Annotated in this window: 18 protein-coding genes and 1 tRNA gene; 2 read left to right on the top strand and 17 right to left on the bottom strand. The window is 68.6% G+C overall.

All coding sequences use genetic code 11. From position 1 onward, the window contains the following. The first annotated feature begins 35 nt into the window (after positions 1-35). Both ABD197_RS13005 and ABD197_RS13010 read left to right on the top strand, forming a co-directional pair. Positions 36-109: transfer RNA gene (locus tag ABD197_RS13005), tRNA-Pro, on the top strand. A gap of 83 nt (positions 110-192) precedes the next feature. Next, a complete protein-coding gene (locus ABD197_RS13010; protein WP_344055207.1) occupies positions 193-960 on the top strand; it encodes an HAD-IIB family hydrolase in 768 nt (255 codons plus the stop codon). On the opposite strand, the gene ABD197_RS13015 is transcribed toward ABD197_RS13010, so the two are convergent. The 17 genes from ABD197_RS13015 to ABD197_RS13095 form a co-directional block, all read right to left on the bottom strand. Continuing rightward, complete coding sequence (locus ABD197_RS13015) at positions 927-2,189, bottom strand: alpha-hydroxy acid oxidase (RefSeq protein ID WP_344055209.1); 1,263 nt, start codon at positions 2,187-2,189, stop codon at positions 927-929. The two genes, ABD197_RS13010 and ABD197_RS13015, sit on opposite strands and share 34 nt — an antisense overlap. 14 nt (positions 2,190-2,203) lie before the next feature. Further along, positions 2,204-2,908 carry a FadR/GntR family transcriptional regulator gene (locus tag ABD197_RS13020; protein WP_344055211.1) on the bottom strand — a complete coding sequence of 235 codons (705 nt, stop codon included), beginning with the start codon at positions 2,906-2,908 and terminating at the stop codon, positions 2,204-2,206. A gap of 76 nt (positions 2,909-2,984) precedes the next feature. Further along, a complete protein-coding gene (locus ABD197_RS13025) occupies positions 2,985-3,746 on the bottom strand; it encodes an FHA domain-containing protein (protein WP_344055860.1) in 762 nt (253 codons plus the stop codon). Positions 3,747-3,928: 182 nt separating this feature from the next. Further along, positions 3,929-4,759 carry a hypothetical protein gene (locus tag ABD197_RS13030; protein WP_344055213.1) on the bottom strand — a complete coding sequence of 277 codons (831 nt, stop codon included), beginning with the start codon at positions 4,757-4,759 and terminating at the stop codon, positions 3,929-3,931. Positions 4,760-4,779: 20 nt separating this feature from the next. Further along, positions 4,780-5,442: a hypothetical protein gene (locus ABD197_RS13035; protein WP_344055215.1), complete on the bottom strand. Its 663-nt coding sequence runs from the start codon at positions 5,440-5,442 to the stop codon at positions 4,780-4,782. Continuing rightward, complete coding sequence (locus ABD197_RS13040) at positions 5,439-6,164, bottom strand: hypothetical protein (RefSeq protein WP_344055861.1); 726 nt, start codon at positions 6,162-6,164, stop codon at positions 5,439-5,441. The genes ABD197_RS13035 and ABD197_RS13040 overlap by 4 nt, the downstream gene beginning before the upstream one ends. Before the next feature lies 1 nt (position 6,165). After that, a complete protein-coding gene (locus ABD197_RS13045) occupies positions 6,166-6,864 on the bottom strand; it encodes a WXG100-like domain-containing protein (protein ID WP_344055862.1) in 699 nt (232 codons plus the stop codon). A gap of 101 nt (positions 6,865-6,965) precedes the next feature. After that, positions 6,966-7,358, bottom strand: a complete 393-nt coding sequence (locus tag ABD197_RS13050; protein ID WP_344055217.1) for a hypothetical protein — start codon at positions 7,356-7,358, stop codon at positions 6,966-6,968. Further along, entirely contained in the window at positions 7,355-7,885 is a 531-nt protein-coding gene (locus tag ABD197_RS13055) for a type VII secretion system-associated protein (RefSeq protein WP_344055218.1), read from the bottom strand. Before ABD197_RS13055 ends, ABD197_RS13050 begins: the two co-directional genes overlap by 4 nt. Before the next feature lie 50 nt (positions 7,886-7,935). Then, entirely contained in the window at positions 7,936-8,523 is a 588-nt protein-coding gene (locus ABD197_RS13060) for a scabin-related ADP-ribosyltransferase (protein ID WP_344055219.1), read from the bottom strand. Beyond that, positions 8,523-9,224: a WXG100-like domain-containing protein gene (locus ABD197_RS13065; protein WP_344055863.1), complete on the bottom strand. Its 702-nt coding sequence runs from the start codon at positions 9,222-9,224 to the stop codon at positions 8,523-8,525. The genes ABD197_RS13060 and ABD197_RS13065 overlap by 1 nt, the downstream gene beginning before the upstream one ends. Before the next feature lie 76 nt (positions 9,225-9,300). Next, positions 9,301-11,013 (bottom strand): ABC transporter substrate-binding protein, encoded by a 1,713-nt coding sequence (locus ABD197_RS13070; protein WP_344055221.1) that lies wholly within the window; start codon positions 11,011-11,013, stop codon positions 9,301-9,303. Between the two features lie 10 nt (positions 11,014-11,023). Then, entirely contained in the window at positions 11,024-11,245 is a 222-nt protein-coding gene (locus tag ABD197_RS13075) for a hypothetical protein (protein WP_344055223.1), read from the bottom strand. Positions 11,246-11,361: 116 nt separating this feature from the next. Further along, on the bottom strand, positions 11,362-11,655 hold the full coding sequence (locus ABD197_RS13080; RefSeq protein WP_344055225.1) for a WXG100 family type VII secretion target: 294 nt from the start codon (positions 11,653-11,655) through the stop codon (positions 11,362-11,364). 105 nt (positions 11,656-11,760) lie between these two features. Continuing rightward, positions 11,761-12,255, bottom strand: coding sequence for a hypothetical protein (locus ABD197_RS13085; RefSeq protein ID WP_344055227.1), 495 nt, complete (start codon positions 12,253-12,255; stop codon positions 11,761-11,763). Then, a complete protein-coding gene (locus ABD197_RS13090; protein WP_344055229.1) occupies positions 12,252-12,830 on the bottom strand; it encodes a hypothetical protein in 579 nt (192 codons plus the stop codon). The genes ABD197_RS13085 and ABD197_RS13090 overlap by 4 nt, the downstream gene beginning before the upstream one ends. Positions 12,831-12,934: 104 nt before the next feature. Then, positions 12,935-17,491, bottom strand: coding sequence for a type VII secretion EssC family protein (locus ABD197_RS13095; RefSeq protein ID WP_344055231.1), 4,557 nt, complete (start codon positions 17,489-17,491; stop codon positions 12,935-12,937). Positions 17,492-17,536: the final 45 nt, after the last annotated feature.

The raw sequence follows: 17,536 nt of genomic DNA on the forward strand, positions 1-17,536 counted from the left end.
ACGCTCCGCTTCGGGGTAGACTCGACTGGTTGCCACGGGGTGTGGCGCAGCTTGGTAGCGCGCGTCGTTCGGGACGACGAGGCCGCAGGTTCAAATCCTGTCACCCCGACAGCAGAGAGGCTCCGTCCGCCTGGTTTCTCCAGGCAGACGGAGCCTTCGCTGTCCCTCCCCCACACACGACAGGAGCACCGCATGCCGACTCCCCGCCTCGTCGCCTTCGACCTCGACGACACGCTCGCCCCCTCCAAGAGCGCGATCGATCCGCGGATCGGCGAACTCCTGGTCGCGCTGGCCGAGCGCGTCGAGGTGGCGATCATCTCGGGCGGTCAGCTCGAGCAGTTCCGCGTGCAGGTCGTCGATCGCCTGCCCTCGGCATCCGCCGACGTGCTTTCGCACATCCACCTGCTGCCGACATGCGGCACGCAGTACTACCGCATCGAGGACGACGAGATCACGACCGTCTACGCGCACACGCTGACGGACGACGAGAAAGCCCGCGCACTCGCGGCCGTCGAGGGCGAGGCCCGCCGGCTCGGTCTGTGGGAGTCAGAGACCTGGGGGGACATCCTCGAGGACCGCGGATCGCAGATCACGTTCTCCGCGCTCGGTCAGAGGGCGCCCCTGGACGCCAAGACCGCATGGGATCCCACCGGCAGCAAGAAGAACGCCCTCCGCGAGGCCGTCGCCGCCGTCCTTCCCGACCTCGAGGTCCGCTCGGGCGGATCGACCTCCGTCGACATCACCCACCGCGGCATCGACAAGGCGTACGGCATGCGCCGTCTCTCCGAACAGACCGGCATCGAGCTCGCGGACATGCTGTTCTTCGGCGACCGCCTCGACCCGGACGGCAACGACTATCCGGTTCTCGCGCTCGGGGTGCCCTGCCAGGCCGTCGAGGGCTGGGAGGACACCGCCGAGCACCTGGATCAGTTGACGCCGACCCTGCCCGCGAGAGGCTGACCCACCGGCACCAGGCGCGCGAGCTGGGTCACGTGGCCCGGCTCGAGCTCCGCGACCGAAGCGACGCCGAGGAGCTGCATCGTGCGCTCGATCTCACTGCGCAGGATCGCGATCGTCCGATCCACGCCCTGGCGCCCTCCGGCCATCAGCCCGTAGAGATACGCACGGCCGATGAGCGTGAACTTCGCGCCGAGGGCGAGCGAGGCCACGATGTCGGCCCCGTTCATGATCCCGGTGTCGACCATCACCGTCGCATCTCGTCCCACTTCGCGCACGACGTGGGGCAGGAGGTGGAACGGGATCGGCGCGCGGTCGAGTTGCCGACCGCCGTGGTTGGACAGGACGATGCCGTCGACACCTGCGTCGATCAAGCGGACGGAGTCCTCGACGTTCTGGACGCCCTTGACGACGATCTTGCCCGGCCACATGCTGCGGATCACGTCGAGGTCGTCGTAGCTGATCGTCGGGTCCATCGCGGCGTTGAGCAGTTCGCCGACGGTCCCTCCGGTCGTCGAGAGCGACGCGAACTCGAGTTTCGGCGTCGTGAGGAAGTCGTACCACCACCACGGCCGCGGGATCGCGTTCATGATCGTGCCCACCGTCAGCTGCGGCGGGATCGCGAAGCCGTTTCGCTTGTCACGCAGACGAGCACCCGCGACCGGGGTGTCCACCGTGAACTGCAGCGTGTCGAACCCCGCCGCCGCCGCGCGCCGGACGAGCCCATAGGAGATGTCCCGATCGCGCATCACGTAGAGCTGGAACCAGTTGCGCCCGTGCGGGTTGGCCTTCTTCACGTCCTCGATGGAGGTCGTGCCGAGCGTGGAGAGCGTGAAGGGGATGCCGGCGGCACCGGCCGCGGACGCCCCGGCACTCTCTCCCTCGGTCTGCATGAGCCTGGTGAATCCGGTCGGTGCGATGCCGAACGGCAGCGCGGACGGGCCGCCCAGGATCTCGACGGACGTGTCGACGTCCGGGGCGGGTTTGAGGATGCCGGGGTGGAATTCGATGTCCTCGAACGCCTGGCGGGCCCGGGCGAGCGAGAGCTCCGCCTCGGCGGCGCCGTCCGTGTAGTCGAACGCCGCTTTGGGAGTGCGCCGCTTGGCGATCGCACGCAGATCGTGGATCGTGAGCGCGGAGTCGAGGCGACGCTTCCGACCGTCCAGTTCGGGCTTCTTGAACTGCATCAGCTCGAGCAGCTCGGTCGGTTTGGCGAGTTGGCGTTTGACCATCGGTGGTCCTTTCGTCAGGTGCGGGCCAGGCCGGCTTCGGCGTAATAGCCGGAGATGTGCTCGCGGATCAGGGTTCGCGCCGACGCCGCGTCTGCGCTGTCGACGGCCTCGAGGATGGCGCGGTGCTCGGCGCGCAGACGAGCCGCCGTGGACGGCCAGTCAGGGATGCGCGCGGCGCCCGCCTGCACGTAGGTCTCGATCGAGGTGCGGAGCCCCGCCATCATCGCGGTGATCACCACGTTCCCCGACGCCTCGGCGAGGGCGAGGTGCAACCGGGCGTCCAGCGCCAGGAACTCTCCTGCACTCAGGTCATCGGCATCCATCGCGTCGACGATGTCCAGCGCCGCCTGCGTCGACTTCGTGCGGTCGGCACTCAGGATCTCGACGACCGCCGCCTCGAGGATGAGGCGTGTGGCCACCACGTCGTCGAGCGGGAAGCCGTGCGCTGCGACGTGCAGGCGCAGGAGGGCCGACATCCCGCCCTGCGGTGTCGCGATGATGATCGCTCCCGCCGTCGGGCCCGAGCCGGTGCCGGTGCGGAGCAGGCCCATGACCTCCAGAACCCGAAGCGCCTCGCGCACACTGGATCTTCCGACGCCGAGCGTCGAGGCGAGCTCGCGCTCGGGCGGGAGTCGATCACCGGGCGCGAGGACGCCGTCGAGAAGGTCGGATTCGATCTTCTCGAGGACGACCTGCCAGGTGCGCGCTTCTTCGGGCACGACGCTCCTCTCTATGGTCTGACCACAGTAGCGTCTATGGTCAGACCACACAACCGGAAGACCGCCTCGGTCGCCGTCAGTCGCGGTCGGAGTCGACCTGACTTCGCAGCGACTCATCGTCCAGCAGCGGCAGATCGGCGCGTGTGACGACCTGAGACGTCACGGCGTACTCCACCAGCCGGGCGCGACGATTCGTGGCGAGCTTGCCCGCACCGCCCCGGAGACCCTGTACGCCCATCCGATCCAGCTTGTCGCAGACGTTGTCGAGTTTCCGATTGAACTTCGTCATCGTCCAGCCCAGCCGCCGCGCAGCGGCACTCGAGGAGGGCAGTTCGTTCATGCTCACTCCCTCGCGCCGCAGCATGGGCTCGGCCAGCGCCACCATGAGCTGCTTCTGGAGCGGCGTGAAGCTCGCCGGCATCACCGTCGTCTCGCCGCTCATCGTCGCCTGCACCTGCCGGGAGACCTCGTACGGCGCCTCGTCCGTGTGCAGGCTCAGCTCATACGTGACCGGGCCGGCGGTGAAGACGATGACGCTGCGCTCGAAAACGAGCGGCATCCGGGCCCCCGGCGAGAGCCAGGACTGCACCGCTCCCCCGGCGCTGGAGATCGTCGCAGCGAGCAGAACGCCGACGTTGGCCAGCCACCAGAATCCGTCTCGATACTGCAGCTCGAGGAAGTGGCGATGCAGGTACGGGTTGTCGTCGATCTCGAGGTCGCCTTCGCGGCCGATGATGAACGCGGAGTCGGGAGGAACGTCGATCCACTCGCCGGCGAACTCGAGCCGGAGGGGTGCAGCTTCGGCTTGCCTTCCGGCGTCGGTGCCCGTGGATTCCATCTCGGTGTTCGCAGCAGCTCTGTTCACAGTGGTTCTCAGCATTCACGTCGGTCTCGTGACATTCCCCCGGCGACAGTCTGCCAGCCGCGCGCGTCATCGAGGGTCGGATGCGCGCAGATCCACCACGTGGGCCGACGACCATCCCGCGTCGATGCCTGCGCGGTCTGCGCCGACGGCCGCTTTCACCGAGGAGCTGCGCCGGGAACGAAGTAGCGCATCGGGGACAACCCCGTGCGCACGACCGCGTCCCCTGCCGCGCTGAGGAACTCTTGCATCGTCGCGACGCTCACCGAACCGGCCGGGTCGGCGATCATCACGTTGTCCACCACGGGCAGGAGGGTGGCCGTCCCCTTGGGCCACGCCGCGAAGGTCAGCGTGACGCCGTCCTCCCTCACGTGGATCTTCGGGTCGGCGAGGTGGACGTCGGGGCGCGCGAGGGCCGCGCTCTGCGCTTCGTATGCCCGCACACTGAACAGACGCAGGACACGCTCGATCCGAAGCCCGAGCTGCGCGAAACGCTCCTTCCAGCGGAACGGCCTCCAGGCGCCATCGATCAGAACGACCGGGTGGGCGCTCACGAGCGGACCACCCTCATCGAACAGCGCCTCGGCGATATCGAGGACCCGAACGATCCCCGCCTCGTCGTCGGCACCCACGATCACGACCGCGCTGCGCGACAGAGCGAACACGACCGGATCACCCGCGAGGGCCACCTCGGCGATGCGCTCCGGCTCGATCAGGATGCCGGCCGCCAGAGCCTCGTCCTGGATCAGGACGACGCCGTCATCGGAGTCAGGCAGGGAGGAGACGGTCGGCAGCGAGTCGACGACGGCCGCGGCGAACGGGCGCGTCATCGCATCGGCCTGCCCCTGCGTGACGACGACGCCGTCCTCCGCCAGGCCGACGAAGATCTCGCCGCCCACGTACTCGACGCGCGGGTGCGCGGAGCCGGGTGCCGTGATGGAGAGAACGCCCAGCTCGCTCGCACCGTAGATCTGCGGGGTGGTGGTCACGTCTACGTCCTCCGGGGTCATCACTTCTCGTTCTCGTCCTCTTCTGCAAGGCTAGCCCTGGCCTCCGCGCCGCCCGTGCGCGCGACCGCGATGACGTCCCGCCAGGACCACGCGAGATCGAGCCCCGTCATCTTCTTCGCAGCCGTCGGTCGGCGCTGCGACACCCAGCCGATCGGCACGACATGGACGGCCATGCGCCTGACCGGCGCCGGGATCGGGTCGCCGTACACGACGAGGACGATCGCCGAATCACCGGTCTCCCACCAGTCGGCTCGCCGCGCGTCCGTACGGACGAGTTCCCGCGCGTAGGGTGTCGGTGCGGTCTCGTCACCCTCCAGATGGATCCCGATCTGTGCACCATGGCGGTACTCGCACGCGGACCGGATCGCCGTCCACAGCTCGCCGGCCCTGGTGCGCAGCGTCTGGTCATCGTCGTCGGGGATCCACGCGAGCGGCACGATCCATGCGGTCCCGCGCGAGAGGGCGGGTACCTCGCTCATCAGCCACTCGTCACGCCCCCCACCGGAGGTCACCGGACGCGTGAGCCGGGACTCGATCGCGGCGACGATCTCCTCGCCGCTCGCGACGAGCTTCTCGGCACTGTACGAGATCACCGCCCCGGTCTGCACCGACGTGGGAGCGAGAGCGGTCGACCGGATCACGGGGTCACCGAAGCCGCTCATCGGTGCAGAGTCAGGCTCTGCGCCGTGCCCGGCCAGAGACCGGGGTTGTAATCGGTCCCACCTCTGTCCAGATTGCCGATGCCGGTCGCGCTGCCGGGGACATCCATGACCGCCTCCGGGACACCGGTCGGAAGGTATCCGCCCGGGATCCAGTTCTCGTTCGCTCCCGCTTCGTTGCCTGACGGCATCCGGAGGTTCTCGAGCTCACTCGGATCGAAGTGTCGGATCTCCACGTCCACCGGGTTGCCGTCCGGGCCATAGAAGTATTTGCGGTCGATTCCCAGAGCGTCGGCGACGTCGTCGGCTCGTCCGCCGGTCCGATCGAGGATGTCCTGCAGCTCCGAGGTGGGGAAGACGAACGTCGACCCGTCGGCTTGTCCCGGTCCGTAGCGATGCAGCGAATCCGAGAAGTAGATGCGGCTCGCCCCGTCGTCGAAGCGCGCCAGATGCTGAGAGATGTAGTCGGAGTCGAGGTAATCGCTCGGGTCGGGGGCTTCGCCCTTCCAGCTGACCACGGAATCCGGTGTCCAGTCCGTATCCGACCGCCACGCCTGCTGCAGCGGATGCACGACATCGGCGGAGTCGAGATTCTGGACGTCGCTCGTGTTCCGGTGCTGCTTCTGGCCGTGCTTGCGGAACATCTCGGAGAGCTGACGGACGTGCACCGGCATGTCGTCCAGGGCATCCTTGAGTGGCCGGATCACGGCCTTCCCGATACTCATCTCAGTCACCGCCGATGTTGAGGCCGGCAAGATCGGACATCAGGCGGTCGGTGAGCGTCTCGACGTCCGCCGCGTGCTGCTCCATCTCGCCCTCCGCCTGCTCGAGCGCCTGCAGGTCGGCGTAGAACTCGTCCGGGTCACCGGCGACCGCTTCCACGATCGGCGATTCCAGCGCGGCCATGATGATGCCCGGAAGCTCGTTGACCAAAGGTTCGACCGCCATGGGCAGCACCTGATTCAGCACTTGCTCGATCGCGATGTCGACGGCGGCATTGAGCAGCTTCTTCTTGATGATCAGCATCGGACCGGCACCGACGGCACTGATCGGATTGGTCAGCATCGCCACGAGGGTGATCATCGTCGCCGTCACGTCGGCGATGACCTTCATCTTCAGCGCGAACACCGCATCCGCGGCGATGTCGACGCCGGTCGGCACGGGACCCAGGATGTCCAAGAGCTTCTGCAGGTTCTGCGAGCGGTTCGCGTTCCACGCCGCCACATAGGCGGGACCGGCCTGACCGCGCATCGCGGCTGCCAGGTCGCCGTTGACCTTGCGATCCATGACCTGGATCTTCGATTCGAGATCGTCGCGGAACACGCGCACAATGCCCGATCCACGACGCAACTCGTCTTCGTCGATGTCCGGCCACTCGAACCCGAGCTTCTCCATCACCCAGACGAGCTCGTTCGGCAGCATCATTCCCACGGCTCCACCTCCTCCTACGACCCTACGGTCGCGGCAGCGACAGTCCGATGGGGAGTACTCCCCCCGTAGGCATCGCGTGCTGCGCGGGTCGGCCCCTAAAGACCCCAGACGCGATCGGCCTCAGCCTCCTGAAGCGCGACAGTGGTCACGGTCGCGGGATCGACGGGCGAGAAGGTGTCGACGTACGGAGCGAGTTCGCCGGGCTCAAGGCGATAGACGGTCAAGCCTCCGCCTTGGTCACGGGCCATACCACTCGGCCACACGCCCGGAAGCGCGCCGGCGACACCGACACGCCACCCGTCCGGCTCGAGCTGTCGCCGGATCCGGCACAGCGCTTCGAACGCGTCGCTCTCCCGCGCCACCACCGTCTCGAACGCCGGCGAGCTCAGTTCCACGACCCAGCCGCGCTCCTCATAGCGCCACGCGATCGCCGCTTCGGCCTGTTCGCCTGCGCGGGCGACACGGATCGACTGCGGACTCTGAATCACGAGCGGAGCACCGCTGACGGCAGGACGATGGCCGAAACGTGGGCGCCTGGGTTCACCGCGATGCGCACGCCCTCGGGCAACGCTGCCGCGAGGTCGGCGCCGGTGAGGGCCTGGTGATCGGAAGAGCCGGATGCTGCGGCTTTGTCGGCGTCCGTGAAGGCGTACGCGAGCCGGCCGCCATCCTGGGCCGGCGCCAAGAAGATCCCGTCGCCAGGACGACCGTAGGTGAAGACCGTGGACGCGGCGAATTCTTCGGCGAGTCTGGCGTTGGGCAGGTATCCGCACAGCACCAGCTGCAGGACACGCTCGAGTGGTGACGAGGGCTCCGCCCAACCGCGCGCCTGCGGCGTGGGCAGGTAGTCGGGATTGGGGGTGAACTCTTCCCCCAATTCCCCCTGCGCGTCGGACTGCCATGCCCCGACGATCCCGTGGGGCGGCACGGTGCCCGCGGGGTCGAACCCGGGATCGATCGCGTATACCCACGTACCGGGATTGGCTTTCGCCTGTGCACGCAGGGCGTCCGTCACGGGGGGAGCCTTCGCCGGTTCGGTCATCTGTGTGTTCCCGTCGTCGCCGGTCATCTGCCACCACTGTAATTGGGGTTCGGAATGAACTCGCCCAGGTCGCCTCCCGGCCGGACCGGGTTCGCGCCGACGACGTTCTCAGCGGGCACCCCGCCCTGGAACGCGATCTCGAACTCCGGCGCCGGTTGATGCGGAGCGAACGGACCATTGGGCATCGTGGCATCGACGTCGATGCCACCGGGGGCATCCACGGTGTACCGCCACGCAGATCCCCAGCGACGGTAAAGATTCTCGTCACGCGACGTGCTGACGAAGTTGGATGGAGCGTTGGTGCGCACGAAGTGGTCGAGGTCGTTGTTGCCGGCGTCCAGGACCTGGAATCCTTCGCTGAAGATCACGCTCGGCGGACGATTGTCGGCGCGGAAGAGCAGCTCCGTCGATGTGCGGTCGACTCGATCGGTGCTGTTGCCTGTCAGCGCAGGGGGTGCCTCGAACACGTCGACGTCATCGACGCCGCGGCGGACCGTGCCGAATTGATCGGTGAGCCTGTCCGCCAACCCGGGAAGCCTGTCCTTGGTGTGCCCGAGGCCCTTCAGGACCGCTTCCTTCAGTTCGCGGATGACGGACTTGATCCCACTCATCAGACGTCACCGCCGAAGTCCAGCGCCGAGAACTCCACGAAAAAGGTCGACGTCACGGTCTGGATGTCGGCTCCGTGCAGCTTCATCGCTGTCTGTGCCTCCTGAAGCGCTTGCAGATCGGCGTAGAACTCATCCGAGTCGCCAGCCGTCGCCTCGACCATCGGTGCATCGAGGATCGCATCCACGACCGCCGGAAGCTGTTCCGACATCGGTTCGATCGCCATCGGCAACAGCTGGTTCAGCAGCTGCTCCACCGCGATGTCCACGGCCGCGTTGAGCAGCTTCTTCTTGATCAGCAGCATCGGCCCAGCGCCGAGCGCGGAGACCGGATTCGTCAGCATCGCCACGAGCGCGATCATGGTCGTCGTCACATCGACGATGACCTTCATCTTCAGCGCGAGGATCGCTTCGGCGCCGATGTCCATCGCCATGGCCGCCGGCGGCATGATGTCCACCAGCTTCTGGATGTTCTGCGACCGATTCGTGTTCCAGGCACTCACGACCGCGGGACCGGCCTGCCCTCTCATCGCCGCCGCCACGTCGCCGTTCATCCGCGAGTCGATCGCCTGGATCGCGGTCTCCAGGTCGTGGCCCAGATTCCGCACCAGGACGGCGCCCTTGCGCACTTCGTCCTCGTCGATGTCCGGCCACTCGAATCCGAGCTTCTCCATCACCCAGACGAGCTCGTTCGGCAGCATCATCCCCACGACCGCACCTCCTTCCTCGACGCTACGAACCCCTGCTCCGTCCCGCGATGGGCAGAACACCCCACCGCTCTCACGGGATGACCTCCCACTGCACGGCGCCGGCGGTCAGTGACGCTCCCCGACCGTCTCGTGCGGCGATACCCGCGACCGACTTGTCCGTGACCGTGATCACCGGGTTGAGCGCGATCGGCAGGGCGACGGCGTCGCGGATGATCGCCGCTTCGATCTGAGCGCGCACATCCCGCTCGGCATACACATCGGTCGTCGTCGCCAGCTGACCGATGAGTGCGTCGACCGCGGGATCCGCGAGGCCGACCAGCGACGCGAGCCCGTCGGTACCCCATTGCGCGCCGATCTCGTCGGCGGTCTGCGGGATCGTGACGCGCACGAGTGCGGCATCCCAGCCACCCTGCTCGAGCGCACCCGCGAGGTCCTCGGTGCCGCAGTCGCCCAAGTTCCAGCCCGCTTCCGCAGCGGCATCCCGAGCGGCGGAGAACGCTCCGGCGGCGAACTCGTCCGCGCGGTCGAAGACGATGCACACGGGGGTCCCCGCGGCGATGCCCGCGGCTTCGCGCTCGCGGCCCGAGTCGTCGGCACCGGTCAGCGCGGCGGCGAAACCGGCGTCCTCGACGATGATGTCGTACGCGCGACCTCCCGGCGCCGCGAGCAGCGCCGAGCTCGCGGTGTACGCGGACGCCCATGCGCCCGCTCCGCGTTCCATGAGCGCCGCCGACGGGATCGCGCGGAGGAACGCCGCGCGCGCCGGCGTCGCACTGAAGACACCCCCGGGCCGGAGCAGGAGCGTCCACACCGTGCCGTCGTGGGTCGTGTCGACGGGGAAGTCCCTGCGTTCCAGGTCGTCGATCGCCTCGCGGTTCGCGGCAAGGGGGGCGACCTGCACTACGTCCACACCGGCACCGACCTCGGCCACCGGATCGGCACCGGCGGGGACGAGCTCGATCTTCGCGACTTTGGGCGTCGCAGCCCCCCGGTAGGCGGCGTTCGGGACGAGAGTGAGACTGCGGCCCTGGGCGTCGGCGGCGACCTCGTCGACCCGGAACGGCCCGCTCGAGATCAGCGCGCCATCGGAGACCTTGCCGCCGACCGTGAAGCCCTCGCGCCACACTTCGGCGATCGATGCCAGGGCAGCGGTGTCATCCTGCTCGATCGCCGTGATGAGCGCCTGCTTCGCCTCCATCGGATCCTCGACACCGAGCGCGGATGCCGCGACGACATGCGCGGGCACTGCGACGGTGAGGCGGCTCTGCCAGTCATCGATCGCCGTCGGATAGGTGACCTCGATCGCACGCGCGAACTCGTCGATCCGGGGAACCTGCGTCGCGGCATCCGTCGGCAGAGCGTCCCCCGCCGTCGCGTTGCCGTCCGCGCCCGGCGGCGTCACGTCGATGAATCCGGATGCTGCCGCCCACCCCAGCAGCAAGTCGGCGGCGTCCAGCGGGATGCCGTCGGACCAGGCGGGCTCGCGCAGGTCATAGCGCACCGTGAACGGGTCGTCGCTGACGATCGAGACCGTGCCGAAGCTGTCGTCCGCCACGAACTCGCCGTCCACGAGATCGCCGAATCCGGCACGCGTCATCGCCGCGATGTCCAGATTGCCGGGTGTCGGCGCCGCTTCGGCGTTCCCCGAGGTGAACGCGGAGGGCCACCCCACGGTGACCGCCGAACCCGGCACCACGGTCTCCGGGAGGGCCGGAGCGCAAGCCGTCACACTCAGCGCGAGGGCGGCCGCCAAGGGTGCCGCGATGCGGCGTCGTGCGCTCATGACGAGAGGGTCAGACGAGGTCGGAGCCGTCGTCGCCCTCGGCCATCTCGCGGAAGCGCTCGCTCTCTTCGCTCTCCAGCCAGGCGCGGGCGTGCTCGAGCAGGACCGCGGGCGAGTCCTCCGCCTCCGCGGCCGTGTCGAACGGTCCGATCGTGTCCTCGGACGGACGCTGATCCGCGCGCTGCACCGACTGCGTCGTGAGGTTGTACCAGTAGGGCGCTCCGCCGCTCATTCTTCTCCTCCGCGCATCCGTTCGATCCTAAGCGCCGATGCGGGGCACCCCGCACGACAGAGGTCGTGGCGACGGTCCACGGACCGGCGCCACGACCTCGATGTCAGCTCGATGACTCAGCCGCCGGCGAGCTCGGCGTCCTTGTCGCGGATCGAGTCCGCCATGCGGTCCAGCGCCTGGGCCATGTCGTTCACGGCCTCGGCCGCATCATCCAGCGACGACGTGAGCTCGGAGTACGCGGTGGAGTACGCCTCGGAGGCGTTCTCGGTCTTGAAGCCGTCCTGGACGAGGTCGTCGATGACGCCCTGCAGTTCCTTCAGGGTGTCGGTGACGGTGCTGCGGCCATCGCGCAGGCGCGCTGCCGCACTCTCCATCTCGCTGTACGTTGCTCCGAAATCATGTCCGGCCATGAGAACCGCCTCCTGCGTTCGTCGTGGTGAGGCTCTGCGGCCTCTCGTGTTTCGAGGCTAGCCAAAGATCCCGAATCGGCACACGGGCAGGGGTACCCATGCCCATCACCGAGGCTCGGACTGCGCCACCGAGAGATCCAGCTCGCGGCGCGCGTACGCGTCGGGGACCGTGTCGGTCCGTACGAATGCGGCGAAGATCTCCGCCGCCTCGTCGGCGGTGAAGATCTCGCGAAGGAGAACCCGCACCGAGCGGTCCGGCCCGATGGGCACCAGGACGGTCTCCTCGGTCCCTGCATCCGCGGCCTGCCTCCTGCCGATCGTGTACAGGTGGTGATCGCCGTCCTCACCGCGCAGTCGCGCTTCCACCGTCATCGCTTCGGCGGAGCCTGCGGCCTGGATGAACGTCTCCGCGTCGTCGTCGCGCGTGACGACGATGCTCTCCGGGTTCGATCCGCGCCAGAGCGTGTAGGTGAACCTGCTCGTACCGTCGAGCTTGCCGAGGACGGCGCGCACGTGCTCGGCGATCGGCCGGCGGCGCTCATCGATCCAGCCCGTCTGTCCTCGTGGCGTGGTCTCGGCAAAGGGGCCGTACGTCGTCATGGTTCCTCCCGGATGATCACCCTCGTGACCAGGATCTCATTGCCGTCCAGTGTGCCGCGTGCGGGCGCCCCCGCGTTCACCGCATTGTCGAACTGGTACTGGGTGTTGCCCGGCTGAAGATACTTCGCCAGCGCGCCGCCCGATTTGATCTCGATCCCGTCGTACGTGTTCTCCCCGTCGCCGTTGGCCACCAGACCGTCGTACTTGCGTCCGTTCTGCGGCGATCCCGGATAGTCGACGCGGACCTGCGTCGTGATGACCTCGACATCGTTGTCCTCCGCGTAATGCGCCAGGCCGAGCTGCTCCTTGTCCACCCAGGGCTTGTTCTCCTGGCCGGTGGCGTATCGCCCGCGCGCGTCACGGCCGTCGCCACGGTCCACACCCGGGCGGGACGCGTCGGGCACGTGGCCGTCGGGGGGCTGCACGCGGGTCGCGTCGAGATCGGTGACCTCGCCGGTGTTGCGGTTCTGCCTCTGCGCGTGCTTGCGGAACATCTCCGACAGCTGCCGGACGTGCACCGGCATGTCATCGAGCGCGTCCTTGAGCGGACGGATCACGGCCTTGCCGATGCTCATCTGCCTACCGCTCGGATCGTCTGGTCCACGGCGCCACCTCCGCTCCGACCCTACGAGCGCCGGTCGGCGTCGGTCGATGGGCAGAACAACCCGCTCCGGTCCTCTCAGCCGCCCGCGGCGATCACATCGTCGGCGCGCCGGGCGTCCCGCGCCATCGCCGGCGTGTCGGAGACGAACGGCATCTGCATCGTCACCGCACGGCCCGCCTGCACGAAGATGCCGCGTCCGACCGGGAAGTCCGAGCGCTTCACGCGTCCGAATGCGGTCTTGAAGATCGCCTCGCCGTCGTAGGTGTCCGGCTTGAGGACGATCCCCTGGCGACCGGTCTTCCATTCGCCGAGCACGCCGATGCTGCCGCTCGCGCGGGAGATCTCGGCTTCGCCGATCAGCAGATGATCGCTGTCGTTCATCGCCTGCAGGAGCGCCCGCATGGGCCGGTCCGCCGCACCGTCCGCGAGGTGGGGCATGTCCTCGACCACGATCATGATGCGTCCACCGGGCGACTCGCTGACGACGAGCTCCGCGAGCTCGGTCACGAGCTCCTTCTCGTCTTCGGGCCGCGTGGCGCTGCGCACCCACGGGCGGAAGTCCTTGAGCTCGGAGCGCCTGCTGCCGAGGTGGTACATCTTCACCTGCGGGTCGAAGCGCTCCATCGCGACGATCAGAGCCTTGAGCGCGTTCGTGCGACCCGACGCCGGCGGACCGGAGATCACGAACGAACCGATCGGCTCGAACCCGTGCGCGGCCAGCGTGTCGTCCGCGACACCGAAGACCGGCATCCCGTCGACCTGCGCCGGCATCTCGTCCGCACCGACCATGGTCGGCAGCGCGCCGATCTCGGGAAGATCGCGGACGCCCTCCGTGCGCAGTCGCTCACCGAGCGCCGCGAGGGCCTTCGTCTGCTCGACGACGTTCATCGTCCCGCCGAGCACCGCGATCTGCGCCTCGTGGCCGTCCACGATCGCCCGTCCGGGACCGGACTGCTCATCCAGCACGTCACGTGGCGCTCCGAGCAGCATGTACTGGCTCGGATCGCCCATGCGCAGCACGACGCGTCGCGAGATGTTCGCGGCGACCGCGCTGGGTACGGCGTTGCCGCGGTCGGCCGTGAGCACGGTGTGCAGCCCGAGCGTGCGGCCTTCGCCGAGGATCCGCATGAAGATCCGGTAGAACGGTCCGCGGCCGGGGGCGACCTCCCAGTCCTTCTTGAACTCGGGGTAGTTGTCGATCAGCAACAGGATGCGCGGCATCCGCGGGTCGCGCAGCTCGCGGTACTCCTGCACCGAGGCGGCGCTCGCGGCCGAGAAGGCCGCCGCGCGACGGTCCATCTCGGCATCCAGGGTGCGCAGCAGCCGCTGGATGCGCTCGACGTCCGCACTGTCGACGACCGAACCCACGTGCGGCAGCGCCGCGAGCGCGCCGAGGGCTCCGGATGCGAAGTCCAGGCAGTACACCTGAACCCGCCCGAGGTCGGGTCGCATGCCGGCCGCGGTGCCGATCGTCTTGAGCAGGGTCGACTTGCCCGAGCCGGAGGTGCCGTAGATCACGAGCGAGCCGTCGCGGTCGGGTGCGAACACGGCCGCTTGCTGCAGCTGTTTCTCGGGCACGTCCACGAGCGCGATCGGGATGCGGGTGTCGCCCTCGTTCGGCAGATCGCGCAGGTCCACCACGGGTGCGAGATCATCGAGCCACGGCCGGCGGGGCCGCTGAAGGCGCGCGCGGTCGGCCGCGTCGATGAGGGTGGACACGATCCGCTTCTGGTCGTTCGGGCCGAGGTCCTCCTCGTGCGAGTCCGACTCGGCGAGGCCCTCCGGCTCCCATTCGCGCGTGGCGCCGAAACGCAGTTCGGCGACGCGCACTTCGGCGGCGGCGGAATCGTCCTCCGTCGTCCAGCCTCCGGCGTAGGCGGACTGGAACGGCACGAGGCGACCGGGGCCGGTCTTGGCGATCGCCCGCCCCGGCACGCTCGCCGGGAATGTCGCCGCGATCGCGTCGTCCACCACGTCCCGCGAGTCGGATTCGTCCGCCATGCGCAGGGCGATGCGCAGGTTCGTGTTGGCGCGCAGATTGTCCTTGATCACGCCGGCGGGCCGCTGGGTGGCCATGATCAGATGGATGCCGAGCGAGCGTCCCCGCTGGGCGATGTCGACCACGCCGTCGACGAACTCCGGCATTTCGGAGGCGAGCGCGGCGAACTCGTCGATCACGAGGACGAGCGCGGGCGGGCACTCCGGATCCTGGCGTTTCTCGAGCTCGAGCAGGTCCTTCGCCTTCTTGCGGTTCAGGAGGTGCTCGCGGTTCTGCAGCTCGGCCCGGAGGCTCGTGAGCGCGCGGCGCACGAGGTGGGGGCTGAGGTCGGTCACGAGTCCCACGCAGTGCGGCAGCTCGACGCAGTCCGCGAAGGCCGACCCACCCTTGTAGTCGACGAAGAGGAACGTCACGCGGTCGGGACTGTGCGCGGCGGCCATGCCGAGCACCCACGCCTGCAGGAACTCCGACTTGCCCGCACCGGTCGTTCCGCCGACGAGCGCGTGCGGGCCCTGCGTGCGCAGGTCGAGGGCCATCGCGTTGCTCGGACCCTGACCGATGATCGCGCGGAGGGTGCCCGCTTTCTTCAGTCGCGGGCGGGGGTTCGGGGAACGGTCGACGATGGTGTTGTTCTGCCGCCAGCGTTCGATCACGACGGTCGGGTCGTCGGCGATCGCGGGGTCGACCAGCTGCAGGAACATGACCGACGTCGGGATGTCGGAAGAGTCGTGCACGACCGTGCTCGCGTCCACCACGGGCGCGAGGCGTCGCGCGAACATCTGCATGTACGCGTTGGAGACGCCCTCGACCTGCACGTGCTCGAAGTTCTCGCCGTTGCGGACGAGACCCACGACCGCGTCCTGCAGGCCCGCGGTGACGTCGATGTAGCTCCGGCAGACCGCGGGCAGGGATTCCACGGTGGGTGAGACGAACACCGCGTGCACGCCGTGGTCCGCACCGCGCTCGAGGACGTCCGTGAGCCGACCGCGGTCCACGGGGGCGTCGCCCGAGACGAAGACCACGACCGAGATCGGCGGCGTCTTCTTGTGCTCGGCCGCGGCCCGCGCCACGTCCGTGCCGTACCGCAGCGGATTCCAGTCCTCCTTGAAGGGGCCGCGGGGCTCACCGCCACCGCCGGCACTCTCGGCGCGCTGCACGTACTCCTCGAGCGTGCTGAGGAGTGCGGATGCCGTCGGGGCGGAATCGGCGAGCGCCAGGTCGCGGAACGGGCTCTTCTCGCTCGAGGTGTGCGGCATCCACTTCAGCCAGTCCAGCTCGGGCGTCCACGTCGAATCGGCGAAGGCGACCGCGACGAGGTCGTTCGGCGCGTGCAGACCGAACAGCTGCACCGCCAGTCCTCGCATCGTGTCGGCGACGGGCCCCTCGGGACCGGCGATGCCGATCGAGCCCGCGTCGGCGAGCGTCTCGAAGACGGGGACGTCGTCCACGAAGGCGTAGCGCTCCCGCAGCCGGTCGACGCGGTCGATGAAGTCGGGCAGCCCCTCGGGCGTGTCGACGTCGTCGATGCTGTTGCGGGCCGGCAGGCGACAGCTGCCCAGGCGCAACGCGAGGAAGTTCCAGTGCTCCGGGCGGCGTGTCCACAAGAGCGGCCCCAGTCGCATCGCATGATCGAAGACTTCTGCCACCGGGGGCGCCTCGGCGTTGCGGGCGAGCTCCTCCTCCGGCTTACCCCGGAAGAAGTCCTCCTCGAGCTGCTCGTACTGCCGCTCGAACAGGAGGATCTCGTGATTCTCGCCCTTCTTGCTCTGCGCGGACTGGTTGATGATGTTGCCGAACGCCATGAGCGGCGTCATCACGATCAGCAGGAGAGAGCGCGGGTTGCCGTTCAGCGCGTACAGCGCCATGCCCATGAGGATCGGGGCGATCAGGATGGGCCAGGGGAACAGTCGGCCGATCTTCTCGGTAGGCAGGCGCGGCACCTTGAACAGCGTGCCGGGATACCGCACCTCGACGCGGGGGCTGCGGTTGAACAGCAGCCCGCCGCCGCGTTCGATGATGGGCTCCTCCGTCGCCGAACCGTCGAAGGACCGCGCCCGGCGCAGCACCAGGGTCGTGCCGCCGATCACGAACGGCTCGCCCTCCTCGACGCGGACGCGCTGCACGGCGACGCCGTCCACGAGAACGCCGTTGGCGGAGTTCAGGTCGACGATCTCGATGTGCGTGCCGATCTCGAGCCGCGCGTGGCGTTTGGAGACCATGGGGTCGGCGAGGACCACCTCGTTCGCGGCGTCACGTCCGAGCGTCGCATGGCCGGCCGCGATCGGGAACTCCTTACCGGCGAGCGCACCGGCGGTGGCAACGAGCACCCCGACGGTCTCGCGCCGGTCGGCGACGGCGTAGTCCGGCCCGTAGTTGACGATGGATGCCGCGAATCCGGATCCGATGGCGGCCTCGCCGATCGGTACGTCGGGCTGCAGCGGCACGAGCCGGTCCCCGGTCGGCGGGGCGACCGCGAGCGTGAGCACGTCCTCGTCCGAGAACGGGGTCGAGCGTGTCGGGTCGGCCGCGGCGACATGACGCGCCACGTCACCGGCGGTCGCGGTGGAGTCCGCCGTGATCACGATGTCGACCGGGTCTCCGCTCGGCCGTCGCATCGTCAGTTTGAGCCTCACGCCGCTCTCCCACTCCTGCCGGCCGCGCCGGCGTTCATCATCCGT

Origin of the sequence: Microbacterium lacus (assembly GCF_039531105.1) — a bacterium.
Lineage (GTDB): Bacteria > Actinomycetota > Actinomycetes > Actinomycetales > Microbacteriaceae > Microbacterium > Microbacterium lacus.